The organism is Mycoplasmopsis sturni DSM 22021 (genome assembly GCF_000701485.1).
Taxonomy (GTDB): domain Bacteria; phylum Bacillota_I; class Bacilli_A; order Mycoplasmatales; family Metamycoplasmataceae; genus Mycoplasmopsis; species Mycoplasmopsis sturni.
The window spans coordinates 97,620-112,917 of the sequence record NZ_JNIZ01000003.1; the positions used below are offsets into that span (position 1 = coordinate 97,620).

General features: G+C 31.1%; 12 protein-coding genes and 2 tRNA genes. 3 read left to right on the forward strand and 11 right to left on the reverse strand.

Features of this window, described 5'->3' with window-relative positions:
* Positions 1–30: 30 nt before the first annotated feature.
* The 5 genes from proS to eno all read right to left on the reverse strand — a co-directional run bounded on the left by proS (position 31) and on the right by eno (position 6,246).
* The gene (gene proS, locus Q349_RS00540) at positions 31–1,467 is read right to left on the reverse strand and encodes a proline--tRNA ligase (RefSeq protein WP_036463751.1); all 1,437 of its coding nucleotides are present in this window, start codon (positions 1,465–1,467) and stop codon (positions 31–33) included.
* Between the two features lie 111 nt (positions 1,468–1,578).
* Positions 1,579–1,653, reverse strand: a tRNA-Gln gene (locus Q349_RS00545).
* Positions 1,654–1,658: 5 nt separating this feature from the next.
* Positions 1,659–1,742, reverse strand: a tRNA-Tyr gene (locus tag Q349_RS00550).
* Between the two features lie 236 nt (positions 1,743–1,978).
* The gene (locus Q349_RS00555; RefSeq protein ID WP_036463754.1) at positions 1,979–4,714 is read right to left on the reverse strand and encodes a cation-translocating P-type ATPase; all 2,736 of its coding nucleotides are present in this window, start codon (positions 4,712–4,714) and stop codon (positions 1,979–1,981) included.
* 164 nt (positions 4,715–4,878) lie between these two features.
* Positions 4,879–6,246 (reverse strand): phosphopyruvate hydratase, encoded by a 1,368-nt coding sequence (eno, locus tag Q349_RS00560; protein WP_036463757.1) that lies wholly within the window; start codon positions 6,244–6,246, stop codon positions 4,879–4,881.
* Positions 6,247–6,384: 138 nt separating this feature from the next.
* On the opposite strand from eno, the gene prfA reads away from it, so the two are divergent.
* Positions 6,385–7,461, forward strand: a complete 1,077-nt coding sequence (gene prfA, locus Q349_RS00565; protein WP_036463760.1) for a peptide chain release factor 1 — start codon at positions 6,385–6,387, stop codon at positions 7,459–7,461.
* Complete coding sequence (prmC, locus tag Q349_RS00570; protein ID WP_036463763.1) at positions 7,461–8,171, forward strand: peptide chain release factor N(5)-glutamine methyltransferase; 711 nt, start codon at positions 7,461–7,463, stop codon at positions 8,169–8,171. Before prfA ends, prmC begins: the two co-directional genes overlap by 1 nt.
* 25 nt (positions 8,172–8,196) lie before the next feature.
* Here the strand turns inward: prmC and rsmI are convergent, their stop codons facing one another.
* From rsmI to dnaX, 6 genes are read right to left on the reverse strand one after another with little or no spacing between them, the layout of a single operon-like run.
* Positions 8,197–8,913, reverse strand: coding sequence for a 16S rRNA (cytidine(1402)-2'-O)-methyltransferase (gene rsmI, locus Q349_RS00575; RefSeq protein ID WP_036463766.1), 717 nt, complete (start codon positions 8,911–8,913; stop codon positions 8,197–8,199).
* Positions 8,906–9,823 (reverse strand): hypothetical protein, encoded by a 918-nt coding sequence (locus Q349_RS00580; protein WP_036463769.1) that lies wholly within the window; start codon positions 9,821–9,823, stop codon positions 8,906–8,908. The genes rsmI and Q349_RS00580 overlap by 8 nt, the downstream gene beginning before the upstream one ends.
* Positions 9,810–10,466, reverse strand: coding sequence for a dTMP kinase (tmk, locus tag Q349_RS00585; RefSeq protein ID WP_036463771.1), 657 nt, complete (start codon positions 10,464–10,466; stop codon positions 9,810–9,812). Before tmk ends, Q349_RS00580 begins: the two co-directional genes overlap by 14 nt.
* Before the next feature lie 12 nt (positions 10,467–10,478).
* Positions 10,479–11,063, reverse strand: coding sequence for a toprim domain-containing protein (locus tag Q349_RS00590; RefSeq protein ID WP_036463773.1), 585 nt, complete (start codon positions 11,061–11,063; stop codon positions 10,479–10,481).
* Complete coding sequence (locus Q349_RS00595; protein WP_036463775.1) at positions 11,063–11,350, reverse strand: YbaB/EbfC family nucleoid-associated protein; 288 nt, start codon at positions 11,348–11,350, stop codon at positions 11,063–11,065. The genes Q349_RS00590 and Q349_RS00595 overlap by 1 nt, the downstream gene beginning before the upstream one ends.
* 1 nt (position 11,351) lies before the next feature.
* Positions 11,352–13,268, reverse strand: coding sequence for a DNA polymerase III subunit gamma/tau (dnaX, locus tag Q349_RS00600; RefSeq protein ID WP_051616715.1), 1,917 nt, complete (start codon positions 13,266–13,268; stop codon positions 11,352–11,354).
* A 106-nt stretch (positions 13,269–13,374) separates the two neighbouring features.
* Between dnaX and parE the strand changes: the two genes are divergently transcribed.
* Positions 13,375–15,297: a DNA topoisomerase IV subunit B gene (gene parE / locus Q349_RS00605; protein WP_036463777.1), complete on the forward strand. Its 1,923-nt coding sequence runs from the start codon at positions 13,375–13,377 to the stop codon at positions 15,295–15,297.
* Position 15,298: the final 1 nt, after the last annotated feature.

Consider the following 15,298-nt stretch of genomic DNA (forward strand, 5'->3'; position numbering starts at 1 on the left):
ATAAAAAAACCGACATCAAAAGTCGGTTTTTTAGTAAGCTTTTGCAAAAACAACATAACGGTTAGTTTTGTTAGAACAAGAAGGGAAAATACAATTATGCTCTTCCTCTGGTTTTTGGAAATTTTTTGGAATACATCTTGTGGTAGCACCTGTTTGTTCTTTGATTTCTTTTTCCATTTGTTCTGAACAACAAAATGGCGCGATAACGAATTTTTGTTGAGCAATATGTTTCTTGAAGTCATCAAAATTTGTTACAAAAATAGTGTTGTCATCTAATCTTTGTTTTGCTTGGTTATATAAATTTTCATGGATTTCATCCAATAAAATTCCAACCTTATTTTTTACTTCATCAACAGAAACAAGAATTTTTTCTAATGTATCACGTCTAATTAATGTGACCATTCCATGTTCAAGATCTCTAGGACCTACTTCTATTCTTAATGGAACACCTTGGATTTCGCTATTTGAAGCTTTAAATCCAGGGCTTTTATCTGTACGATCAACTCTTACCCTAAATCTTCTAGATAGTTCACTTTCTAATTTATTAATAGTTTCTTTTACTTTTTCTGACTTATTTCCAAATAATTCTAGAATATCAATCTGATTTGGGGCAACCCTTGGAGGAATGATAATTCCCCGATTATCCCCATGAGTCATAATAATAGCACCAATAAGTCTAGTAGTAATTCCTCATGAAGTTTGATAAACAAATTCTTTTTTATTATCTTTGTTTGTAAACTCAATTTTATAAGGTTTTGAAAAGTTTTGTGCTAAGTAGTGACTAGTACCAGCTTGAAGTGCTTTACCATCTTTCATCATTGCTTCAACAGTATAAGTTGAGCATGCACCAGCAAATTTTTCGTAAGGGGTTTTTTTACCCAAAATAACTGGAATAGCTAGAAAATTCTTTAAAAACTTAGCATAAGTATTGATCATTTTTCTTGTTAATTTACGTGCTTCAAGAGGATCAGAGTGACATGTATGACCTTCTTGTCAAAGAAACTCTCTAGTACGTAAAAATGGATTGGTCGTTTTTTCTCAACGTAAAACATTGGCTCATTGATTGAAGACAACAGGTAAATCGTTATGTGATTCAATTATTTGTTTGAATAATTCAGCAAAAAGAACTTCTGAAGTAGGACGAATATATAAGCGTTCATGTAATTTATTTTCGCCAACATGAGTAACAGTAGCTAACTCTGGATTGAATCCATCTAAATGTTCTTTTTCAATTTGAAATAAACTTTCTGGAATCAAAAGGGGTAAATAAACATTTTGAACTCCATTGCTTTGAAGAATCTTATTGAATTCACGCTGAATAATTTCTCAAATTCCATATGAATTAGGAAGATAAATAATTGATCCTTTAGTAGAACCATACTTAATTAAATTCCCATTTTTTACAACGTCCGTATATCACTTTGCAAAATCTTGTTCAAGTGGTGTTATCTTATCTAGAGTTTTCATATTTATTTTTAATTATATAAAATTATACAAAAAGTTAATATTTTTATTTTTTTAAGGTGTTTTTTGGCATTATTGTCAAAAAATCAATAAAAAAATCGTCTTTCGACGATATGGCTGCCCCAGTTAGATTCGAACTAACGCATGGCGGAACCAAAACCCGCTGCCTTACCGCTTGGCTATGGGGCAAAATATGGTGGGGGGAGAGGGATTCGAACCCCCGAATCCTAAGAAAGTGGGTTACAGCCACCCGCATTTGGCCGCTTTGCTATCCCCCCAAGTTTTGGTTGCTTTAATATTATAGCACTAAAATATAATTTTAAAAAATTTTTTTCGCTTAATCTGCAAAGATTTTTGTTTTTAAATGCTTTAGATGCTCAGAGTTTAAATTTTGAATTGACAAAAAGATAGTGTGATTGATTTTCTTTATGCACAAATAATTTAGAAGCAATATTTTTATAATGTTTGATTTCAAAGATAAATCAGCAAGAAAAAATCCCAATTAGATTGGGATTTAAAGTAAGATTTGTTTTTTAAAAATAATATTATTAAATAGTTTTGAAATTTCACTATATAAAGTCATTCCAAAGCCGAAGAAAACCGGTAAACCTCAAAGGAGTCAACTTGGGCTGTAAATTTCTAAATTGACGTTTCTAAATACCGAATTAAATCCAGGAACATAAGTTGCCAAAATTACACAAACAAGTGAGAATAATGAAGCAGCTCATACTAAATAATAAGTTTTAAATGAACACGCAAATAAACTTTTCTCACTCATCAAATTAATTGCGTTGATAGAAGTTCCAATTCCTAAGGTCACAAATGTAGCTGTGGATGTTAATTGTACAAATTCTTTTCCGAAGATACCATTAGCCTTTGCAATTCCACCTACTATTCCGTAAGATAATAAAGCAAAAACCGATACCACACTAGAGTGCACAATTAGTTTAAGTCCCATTTTATGAGCAAAAATGCTATCATGCTTATTAAATGGTTTTTGCCCCATGACATCATAACCAAGCGGAACAACCCCTAAGGCAATCGCGGGTAATCCATGAGTTAAAAGGTTAATTCATAATAATTGCGAAGCTGAAAGGACTCAAAATTCGGCTCCACCTATTTCGCTTTGAAAAACAAATCTAAAAACAAAAAGACCAATAAGCATAACAAATAATTCCGATACCGAAGAAACTAGCATATTTAAAATAATAGTTTTAATTTTTTCGTATGTTTCTCTTCCGGATTTAACAGCCTTAACTATAGTATTAAAATTATCATCTGTTAGAATAACATCAGCTGCTTGTTTGGACACGTCTGTTCCAGTTATACCCATTGCACAACCAACATTAGCTGCCTTAAGTGCGGGAGCGTCATTGACACCATCACCGGTCATAGCAACAACTTGATTGTGAAATTGTCATGCTTTAACAATTCTTAGTTTATCGCTAGGATTTACCCTTGCATAAACAGAAATTTCTTTAACTTTTTCTTGTAATTTTTCATCACTCATTTGAGCTAATTCTTCACCATTAATTGCTAAGTCACCTTCTTTATAAATTCCAAGATTTGACGCAATTGCTACTGCAGTAGTTAAGTGATCTCCAGTAATCATTACAGTTTTAATTCCCGCAGAGCTTGCTTGCTCAATTGAGTATTTAACACTTGATCTTGGTGGGTCAATCATTGCAATTAAACCTACAAAAGTCAACTGTTCTTCATCCTTAAAATCAATTGTTTTTTGAGTTAATTGAACTTCTTTGGTTGCCAATGCAATCACACGATAAGATTGTGCCGATCACTTTTCATTTAATTCTATGGCCTCTTTTGGTAAGTTCATAACTCTTTTAAAAATTACATCAGGGGCACCTTTTGTAATCATTAAATTGTGGTTATCCTGTTGCACTAAAACCGACATCATTTTACGATCGCTGTCAAAAGGAAGCGACGCCAACTTAGTATTTTTAGCAAAGAAATCTTTTGCAAAAATTTTATTATCGATTCCAAATCTTAAAATACCGGTTTCAGTAGGATCTCCAACTTCTTGAAATTCTCCATTTTCATCAACATTAACTTCAGCATCGCAGCAAGATACAAAATAAGATAGACCTTTTGATTGACTAAAATCCTGAGGATTGCTTTGATTTGATTCGAAAAACTCAACCACTTTCATTTTGTTTTCTGTCAATGTACCGGTTTTATCGGTACAAATAATTTGTGTTGAACCTAAAGTTTCAATTGATTGAAATGCTTTGATAATTGCGTGCTCTTTGGTCATTGCCGAAACACCAAAAGCAAGCAAGACAGTTGTAAAAGTAATTAAACCTTCTGGGATAGCAGCTACAGCAAGAGAAATCCCTATCACAAAAGCCGATGAATAAATTTGCGGGTCGTTTCATGAATTAGAAAAGGTCCCATTAAGTACAACTTGTAAAATTGTTGTTACAAACAGTAAAATAATTCCGCTAATTCCAAAAATTTTACTTAACTTATTAAGTTTAATTTGGAGTGGTGTTAAAGGTAATTCTTGTTCAAGAATAAGTTGATTAATTTTTCCAATTTCAGTTTGTTGCGCTATTTTAGTTACTATAGCTACACCCCTACCATTGGTTACGTAAGTACCTGAAAAAAGAGTATTAAGCTGGTCCCCAAGTGGCTTATCACTTAAATCTTGGTCAAGCACTTTTTTTGATACCGCAAGCGCTTCTCCAGTTAATACTGATTCAACAACATTTAAATTAAATGCTTGTAATAATTTAGCATCGGCAGCGATATAATCACCAGCTTCAACGACAATAATATCTCCAATAGTTAGCTGACGAGAAGGAATTAATAGCATCTTTCCTTCACGAATAACTTTTGCATTTAATTCATTATTTTTTTCCAGCGCTTTAACAGCTAAATTAGACTTATATTCTTGGTATGTTCCTAACATACTATTTAAAGCAACTACAATTAAAATAATAATTGGTTCAATGTATCCTACCACAATTTCTGAGGTAGCAAATTCATAAGCCGCATCACTAGAAGCCTTTTGAATTGCGTGGACATGCTCATAGATTGCTACTCCAAAAGAAACTAGTGCAGCAATTAAGAGCAAAATAATCATAAAGTCTTTAAATTGAGCAAAAAATGATTTGTATCAACTAAATTTTTCACCATGTTTTAGTTCATTTAAACCGAATTTTGCTTGACGTTCTTTAACTTGTTCAAGAGTCAGGCCTTGCTCAATATCAGTATTTAAAAACTCCATTGTTAAACTCCTCCTTTAAAAAGTTATTAAATTATACAAGATTATTAAATTGATTAATTTCTCACCTTATGGATTTGAATTTTTTTAACTTTCTTTAAATGGCTGTTTTTAGAGAAAAAGAAATGGATAAAAATAAAAACCAGCTAGAAGCCGGTTTTTATTAATTATTCTTCTACTTTGATGTTGTAAAATGATTTAATACCTTCGAATTTTCCTGATGTTCCAAGTTCTTCTTCGATAGCTAATAATCTGTTATATTTTGCAATTCTATCTGTACGTGACATTGAACCGGTTTTAATTTGTCCTGCGTTCATAGCAACAGCAATATCAGCAATTGTACTATCTTCTGTTTCTCCTGAACGGTGTGAAACAACTGCTGTCATGTTTGCTTTTTGAGCCATTTGAATAGCTTCAAATGTTTCTGTTAATGAACCAATTTGGTTAACTTTAATTAAGATTGAGTTCATTGCTTTTTCTTTAATAGCACGTTTAAGAATTGCTGTGTTTGTAACTGTTAAGTCATCCCCAACGATTTGAAGTTTGTGTCCGTAAGCTTTTGTAAATTTAGCAAATCCTTCTCAGTCACTTTCAGCTAAACCATCTTCGATTGAAATAATTGGATATTTATCAATAAGTGATCCAAGATAATCAATCATTTCATCTGTAGTGTAGCTTAATTTAACACCTTCTAAGTGTTCAAATCCTTCTTTTTTAGCTTCAATAGCAGCTTTTAATTTTCCGAATGTATATACACCATCTTTGTAAAGTTCACTTGAAGCACAGTCCATTGCAATCGCAACAGCTTTTTCTCCTGAACGTGCAGGTACGTATCCTGCAGCTTTAATAGCTTCTACTAAGAAATCAAGAGCTTCTTCATGTGATTTGAAGTTTGGAGCAAATCCACCTTCATCACCAACTTGTGTTCCGTGTCCTGCTTTTTTAAGTAATTTAGCTAAGTTGTGGAACACAAAGTTTGCCATTTGCATTGATTCTCTAAATGTTTTTGCACCAACTGGCATAATCATAAATTCTTGGAAGTCAATAGTGTTTGAAGCGTGTTCTCCACCATTAATAACGTTAAGCATAGGAACTGGTAATTGGTGTGCATTAAATCCACCTAAGTATTGGTAAAGTGGTAAATCTAATTCATCAGCAGCAGCTCTAGCAACAGCAAGAGATACTCCTAAAATAGCGTTTGCACCCATTTTTTCTTTATTTGGAGTTCCATCAAGTTCGATCATTTTAAGGTCAATTGCTCTTTGGTTTGTAACTTCCATTCCTAAAAGTTCAGGAGCAAGGTCGTTATTAACGTGGTTTACAGCTAACATAACACCTTTTCCACCAAATCAATTGTTTTCGTATTTTGATCCTTTATCTCTAAGTTCTAAAGCTTCTCTTGAACCTGTTGAAGCTCCTGAAGGAACCATTGCTGATCCGTATCCTTCATATTCTGTTCATACTTCAACTTGTACAGTTGGATTTCCACGTGAATCAAGCACTTCACGAGCGTGAATTTTTTTAATTGCTGACATAATATTCTCCTCAAATGCAATATTTTTCATTATTATAGTACAAAAAAAGCAATTTTTTATTTGAAAAATTGTGTCTTTTTTTTATTTGTGTAAACCTTAACATAAATGATATTTACAATATGGTAAAATAAAATAACTATGGAAAACACAATGTATAACTCATTAATGCAAATCAAACAAAAACACGATGAACTTGAGGCGCAATTAGCAACTCCAGAAGTTGCCGCTGACATCAAAAAATACACACAAATTTCGCGTGAAATAAATAATGTCGTTGATATTGTAGCTGCATTTAATCAATATTTAGAAGCTGAAAGTAACCTTAAAAATGCAAAAGAAATGCTTCAAGAAAAAGACGAAGAAATCATCATGCTTGCTAAATCTGAAATTAGCGAAGCAGAAAGCAAAATGGATCGGTTAACTGAAGAATTAAAAATTTTAATTTTACCTAAAGACGAAAATGATAACCGAGATGTTATTGTAGAAATTCGTGGGGCTGCCGGCGGAGATGAAGCAAACATTTTTGCTGGTGATTTATTCAGAATGTACACAAAATATTGTGCTTCAAATGATATGAAAACTACAATTCTTGAAACTTCTCCATCTGAATCTGGTGGATTTACCTTAATAACTTTTTCAGTTAAGGGAAACAAGCCATACTCAAAACTTAAATTTGAATCAGGTGTACACCGTGTACAAAGAGTTCCTGTCACAGAAACTAAGGGAAGAGTTCATACCTCAACCGCTACCGTAACTGTTATGCCTGAAATTGACGATGATATCGAAATAGAAGTAAAAGCAGAAGACATTCGTATTGACGTTTTCCGCTCAAGTGGAAATGGTGGTCAATCAGTTAACACTACTGATAGTGCAGTTAGAATTACTCACTTTCCTACAAACATCGTAGTTTCTTGTCAAGAAGGAAAAAGCCAAATTCAAAACAAAGAAATTGCAATGAGAATTCTTAAATCAAAACTTTATGATCTTGAACTAAAGAAAAAACAAGAAGAAGAATCAATGTATCGTAAATTAGCTGGTTCAGGAGCTCGTAGCGAAAAAATCAGAACTTATAATTATCCTCAAGATCGTGTAACAGACCACCGTATTAGTTTCTCAACTTCTCTTTCACCAATTATGGAAGGTAAGCTAAACCCAATTATCGATGCTCTTTTAGCAGAAGAACAAAACGAAAAAATCAAAGAAGCCGGATTATAGTGCCCACAATTGAAGATTTATTACTTGAAAAAAGAAGATATGGTTTAAAACAAGAAGTTTCTGATTTAGAAAAAAAACAACTACAGCAAGGAATACCTGTACAAAAAATTATAGGATATGTAGACTTAGCTAATGTTCGAATTGACGTTAATTATGATGTTTTAATTCCTCGATACGAAACTGAAGAATTAGTTTATTTGGTTATTGAACACCTTAAAAAAAGTAAGCAAACTAGTGTTTTAGATTTATGCTCTGGTAGCGGATTTATTGGAATTGCTATAAAATATAATTTACCAAATCTATCGGTAATTGCGTCGGATATTTCCAAACAAGCTATTTTAGCTACATCTAATAATGCCGACCTTAATGATGTTAAAATTGATGTAATCCATTCAGATTTATTTACAAATATCAATCAAAAATTTGATGTAATTGTATCAAATCCTCCATACATTTCTCACCAAGAAAAACTATCACCAAGTGTATTAAATTTTGAACCGCATCTTGCTTTGTTTGCTAACCAAGATGGTTTAGAATTTTACCTAAAAATTATTCAGCAGGCTCCAAATTTTCTTAATCCTGGTGGAACAATCTTTTTTGAAATCAACCCATTTCACTTAGATTTTTGAACAAATTTGCAAAAAGAATATCAAATCAAAATATACAATGATATTTCTCAAAAACCACGATTTGTCAAAATACAATTTTAAAAGCATAGCTATTAAGCTATGCTTTTTATTTGCCTCTTAAATGAGCGTATTTGTTTGTCTTTTCTTTTTTTGGTTTACTAAGATGTAACACCATAGTAAATTCGCCTTTAATTAAATTTTCTAATTTTAAAGTTGTTAAGATTTCTTTTGCCGTTCCAAAAAATCAGCGTTCATATACTTTAGTTAACTCTTTAACTAAGCAAATTTTTTCTAAACCACCAAAAACTTGATCAATATCTTCTAAAGATTTTTTCAGCTTGTGAGGCGAAACATAAAAAACATAAGTTCCAAAATCAAGATTCTTAAGTTGAGATTGCCTTTGAGAACTTTTATCTTTTAGAAAACCTAAAAAAGTAAATTCATTTGAAAAACCTGCCCCTACAAAAGCAGTAATTGAAGCACTTACACCGGGGATAATTTCAATGTCAAAGTTATGCTCTCGTGCTTGTTTAATTAGCTCAAATCCAGGATCAGAAACGGCAGGCATCCCTGCATCTGAAACTAATCCAATATTTTGGCCTTGTTCAAGTAGTTGCAAAATTCCCTTGGTACTTTGTTTTTCAGTGAAGTTATTATAAGTAATTAAACGCTTGTTTTCGATTCCAAAATGAGCAAGTAATTTAGTAGTGACTCTAGTATCTTCGCAAGCTAACACGTCTACTTCTTTTAAAGTTCTTAAAGCTCTAAAAGTAATGTCTTCTAAATTACCAATAGGGGTGCCAATAATAAATAATTTACTCATAATACCTCATAATGTCAATTAAAAATGTTTCTTTTTGCAAAGCAAAGTTCTTATCACTATAAATTGCTCAACTAAAATTTTGAATTAGTTCCTTTGCAAAAGCTAATCTAGGATGGAAGGATAAAACTTTTTGACTTAATTTTCTTACTTTTTTAATTCAAGAAAAGTCAGGCTTAATATCTTGAAGACCTAATGTTAATAAATGTGATAAGCAATTTAAAATAAAAAACGTTTGTTCAAGTTTTTTCTTATCTAAATTTTTAACCAAAAACAAATATAATCAATACTTATTTTGCAAGGATTGCTCAAATGCTTGAATCATTTTTTGTAAAAGCTCAAAATTTTTATCGTTATTAAGCTTTTTGACTTGGATTACACTAGGATAAAAATAACTTAATAACTCACTAAATTCGGTTAATTCATTGTCTTTTTGCAATTGCTGATAAATTTCTTTTTGATGGTCATTAGCAATATTAACTACAAAAGATCTTGAAATGATAGTCGTTAAGAGTTGGGAAATATTATTAGTTGTTAAAATAATAACAACATTATCTTTAGGTTCTTCTATTGATTTTAAAATCGAATTTAATCCATTTAATGAGCAATTCTCGATGTTTTTGATAATAACAAAAAGTTTTTTAGGTGCCACATTGATTAAATCAGCTCGTTCAAAGATTTCTTCTAATTCTTCTTTGCTAATACTTTGATTTTGTTTATCCAAAAAAAGTACATTATGAAAATTATGTCATTGAAAGCTGTCTTGAATTTCTTGGCCATCTAAGATTCCAAAAACTGTCTTTAAATCGTTTTCCAAGTCATAATTTAAAGAAGCACTGAAAAGATAAAGGTGCGCTATAGTACCTTTATCTTTTTGATTTTGAAACATTTGTAATTGTTTACTTGAAAGCATTTTGGCTTAAATAATCTTTCATTAATTGGTGATTTAAAAGTTTTTCTTTAACTTCTTCAAAAACTTGTTCCTCACTTTTTGAGGCATCTATAATTAAAAATCTTTCAGGTGTTTCTTTAATTAATTCTCTGTAACCGTTATACACTTTGTGATGAAAATCAATTTGTTCTTGTTCCATTCGATCAACAATTAAACGTGATTGATTTCGTCTTTGTTGTGCTTCTTCGGGTGTAAGATCAAAAAAGATCGTTAAATTTGGAATTGCGCCATCAATAACTAATTCAGTTAAAGTTTTGACATATTGATATCCTAAATTTCTCGCAAAACCTTGGTAAGCATAAAAACTATCAATATAACGATCACAAAAAACTAATTTGTGTTCTTTAAGTGCTGGCCAAACAACTTTTTCCAAATGGATTCTTCGACTCGTAGAATAAAGCATGGCTTCGGCCACAGGAGAAAGATCATTAGCAGAATCAAGAATAATTTCACGAATTTTTTCTGCTTCTTTTAGATCTTTGCCACCTGGCTCTCTAGTTAAGATTAAATTTAAATGAGGGAATTTTTCATTAAGAAAATTAACTAGTTTATTTAAAACTGTGGTTTTACCACTTCCATCTAGACCTTCAACAGTAATGAACATAGAAACTCCTTATTATTTTTGTCTATTTTTAATTGAAAATTTCAATGTAGTTGCGTCAACAAAATCTATTGATGCACCAACAGGGACTCCTATTGCCATTTGAGAAACATTTAATCCTATTTTGCTTAATTCTTTTTTAATAATAATATTGGTCATTTCTCCATGTAGGGTTGGCGAAATACCCAAAATAATTTCATCAAAGTTTTGGGCGTATTCCTTAAGTTTTTCAATTTCATACATAACAAGATCAAGCATACTCTCGTTTTTTAGTAAAAATTCAAAAGTATAATATTTTCCTTTGTATGATTCGGTTTTCTCGATTTTATCAATCATTGAAAAATGCTCCACAATAAGTAAGGTATTTTCTCTTTTAGGATCATTGCAGTAACGACAAGAATTAATTTCGCTTGGAGCTTGACAAATAGGGCAAAAAGTAATTTTTTCTTTTAATTTTTTAAAAGAATTAGCCAATAAAGCAACCTTTTGATAGTCATTATTTAGGATTCATAAGACAATCTTTTCGGCTTGCTTTTTACTTACGCTAGGTAATTTACGAATTTCAATAATAAATTCGTTAATTGCATCTGTATCAAACATTAAAATGGCATTCCGCCTGGCATTTTAGGAGCAATCTCTTCTGAAGCAGCTTCGACTTTTTCGATTGCTTCATTTAATGCTAAAACAAGTAAGTCTTCTAGAATATCTTTATCTTCAGGATCTACTAAAAACTCATCAATTTTAATTGATTCAAGTTTGTAATTCCCTTTCATAGCCACTGTTACACCTTGTTTTTCAACAGTAAAAGTGGTTTCGTTTAATTGTTGTTGTTTTTTTTCTAACTCTGATTGCATTTTTTTAATTTGTTTTAAAAATTCGTTGTTCATATTATTTTCCTCTTTTCATTAATTTTTGAACTGCGGGTCCAAAAAACTTTCCAATCTGTTCTGGAAGTGGTTTATCTTCTAGTCGATTAGTAAAATAAGTTTTTAGTGGAATTGGTTGAAGATCTCCTAACTCAAAGTTATGAGTTTTTTGCTGATTATGTAGTTCTTGAATATTTTTTGACTGTTCTTTATTAACTATATAAATGTGCAAGTAATTGTTGAATACTTTTTTAATATATTCTTGAAAATCTTGATCATCTTTAATTTTTTCAAGTTCCTTAATAATGTTTTCATCATCAGATGTACATAAAAGTCAAGTATTAGAAGATAATAAAATTTTAATTTTACTTAATATATTAACTCACTCGGTGTTTGCAAAATTATCTGATTCTGCCTCTGAATCACGTAATTTTATAAAAAAGCGAGTTGTATTTGGTTGAATATTCTTTTGAACAATATGAAGAAGGTTTACCAATTCTTGTGTTGAGTGTTCTTTTTTAATGCTTTTTTGTTGTTCTTTTTGAATTTCAATATCAAACACTTTTGTTTCTTCATCTAAATTTACCGATATTTCTGAGTTGTCAAAATCATTAATATCATCTAAAATCTCTTGCTCTATAAAATGATTTGTTTTGGTTTCATTTGCCAATTCTTTTTCAAATAAAGAACTATTGTTATTTATATTTTCATTTAATTGAGAGCTTATTGGGCGTCACTCTTGTTTAACTTTTTCAAAGATTCCAAAACTATGTAGAGGATTTTCTTCGGGCACTTCATTTTCAGGCATGACTTCTAGTTTTTCCCCTGTACTATTTTTTTCTTTTACTTGTTCGTTTTTTTCTAACTGATGATTAAATTCAAAGTTGCTAATTTTTAAAATACTCATTTCAATTAACTCTCAGCCATTATCTGAACGTAAAATGTTTCCAAGTAAAGCATTAAATTCTTCAAGAACTTGAATTGCAAAATCACTATTGATCATTAATTGATTTACTTCTTCAAGGTCTAATCATTGAAGGAAGTCTTTGTTTAATGTTTTTTGATATACAAGTCACTCTTTGACAAGATTTAAAAAACTTAAAGCAAATTGGTAGGCGTCAATTCCGGCGTTTTTAAATTTATAAACCAATTTCAACACCTGTTGTATATCTTTGTTAAAAAGTTCATTAACTAAATTAATTACTTGTTCATTAGATGCTATGCCAAAGTTTGATTCAATTACATTTAAATTGATTTTTGCTTGTCCCAAAGCAGCGCATTGGTCCGAAATTGATAAAGCATCTCTCATTCCACCGTTTGCTAGTCGAGCAATTAATCTTAATGAATTATAATCATATTCAATTCCTTCAAGTTTTAAAATGTTACTTAAATGCTGAATAATTAATTCATTACTTAATAAGGTGAAATTAAATCTTTGTAAACGTGAAAGAATTGTTAAAGGAATTTTTTGTGGATCGGTAGTAGCAAAAATAAATAATGCATGTTTAGGTGGTTCTTCAAGCGTTTTTAAAAAAGCATTAAAAGCACTTTTGGTCAACATATGCACTTCATCGATAATATAAATTTTATACCGTCCATAAATTGGTACCTGTTCAATTTTTTCTTTTAAAAAACGAATATCATCAACTCCATTATTTGATGCTGCATCCATTTCAATAATATCAATTGATTGTCCTATTTGACTGACACAATTTGCACATGCTTGTGCTAAATCTTCTGAGTGAGTGCAATTTAAAACATTAGCAAAAATATTAGCTATTGAAGTTTTTCCAGAGCCTTTGGGACCACTAAAAAGATATGCATGCCCAATTTTACAGCTTCTAAGAATATTTTGCAAGGTTTGCACAACATGTTCTTGACCAATAACTTGCTCAAATGATGTAGGGCGATATTTTCTATATAATGCTTTGTAACTCATAAGACCTCTTGTTTTTTAATTATATTTTATAATACTAAAACTACTAAAAATTTTCATAAAAATCAGCCGCTCTCTTTTGTAATATATTTTGTAATATAATAAAGTAATGAGTAATAAATACAATGCAAGCAATATTCAACAATTAAAAGGATTAGAAGCGGTTCGTAAGCGTCCGGGAATGTACATTGGAGGAACCGATGTTAATGGATTGCACCATTTGGTTTGAGAAATAGTTGATAATTCAATTGATGAAGCATTAGCAGGATATGCTAATCAAATCAAAGTTACTTTAAAAAAAGACGCTTCAATTGTAATCGAAGATAACGGGAGAGGAATTCCTGTTGATCGAGTGAAAGGTACTTCCTTAAGTGCTGTTGAGCTTGTTTTTACTGAATTACATGCTGGTGGAAAGTTTCAAGAAGGCGCTTATAAAACTTCAGGTGGGTTACACGGTGTTGGTTCTAGCGTAGTCAATGCTTTATCAGAAAAACTAAAAGTTTGAGTTAATCGCGACAAAAAACGATATTTAACTGAATTTGTGCAAGATCAAATTGTTACACGTACCCATGAAATTGGACCTTCAAAACAAGATGGAACCACCGTTCAATTTTGACCAGATTACAAAATGTTTAAAAACTCTAAATTAAATGTCAATACCATTAGCGAAAGATTAAAAGAAAGTTCCTTTTTAATCTCTGGTCTTAAAATTATTTTAATTGACGAAAACACTGATTTTTACGAGGAATATCAAAATGAAAACGGACTAAAGGCGTTTTTGGATTTCCTTAATGATTCCAAAGAAGTTATAACACCTTCAATTTCTTACAAGGATCAACGCAAAGGAATTGAAGTGGAATTTGCTTTTCAGTGAACAAATGCATATAATGATTTTTTTCTAAGTTTTGTTAACAACGTTAAAACTCGTGATGGCGGAACTCATGAAACCGGGCTTAAAAATGCTTTTACAAAAGTTTTTAATGAGTTTGCAAGCAAAGAAAATATACTTAAAAAAGGTAGCTTTGATGGCGATGACATTCGCGAAGGTCTTTCGGTAGTTTTATCTTTAAAAGTACCTGAAAGCCTTTTAGAATTTGTAGGTCAAACTAAAGATAAACTAGGAACCCCTGATGCTAAAGGTGTTGTTGAGGAAATTGTTTCAAAAAACCTTGAACTTTGAATCGCTGAAAACAAACAAATTGCTAAAAAAGTATTAGAAAAAATTAAGCGAGCTTATGAAATCAGAATGGAAGAGCGTAAGCGTAGATTAGAAGCTAGAAAAAGCAAAAATGTACTAAAAGAAAAAATGATTTTAAGCGACAAACTTACTCCTGCAACAAGTAAAAATCCAGCAGAAAAAGAGTTATTTCTTGTAGAGGGAGACTCAGCTGGTGGATCGGCTAAAAGTGGGCGTAATCGTCAATTTCAGGCAATTTTACCTCTTAGAGGAAAAGTTATCAATAGCGAAAAATCTAAATTAATTGATATTTTAAAAAATAATGAAATCGGTACTATTATTAATACAATAGGAGCTGGTTTTGGTAAAGATTTTGATAGCACAAAAGCACAATATGGCAAAATTATTATCATGACCGATGCCGATACTGATGGTGCTCACATCCAAGTTTTACTGTTAACTTTCTTTTACCGTTTTATGAAACCATTAATTGAAGAAGGAAAAGTTTTTATTGCTTTACCTCCACTTTATAAAATTACTAATAAGGCAAGTAAAAATCATATTTATGCTTGAGATGATGATGAACTTGAAGAAATTCTAGCCAACTATAAAGGCGCTTATGAATTGCAAAGATATAAAGGGCTTGGTGAAATGAATGCCGATCAGCTTTGAGAAACTACCATGAACCCTGAAACAAGAACCTTAATTAAAGCAACTATTGAGGATGCCTCTCTTGCTGAACGTAGAGTAAGTGCCTTAATGGGAGATAATGTTTTATCAAGAAGAAATTGAATAGATAAAAATATTGATTTTAACACCCATGATGACTTTATTAAAAAAATTAAAATTTGTTAAA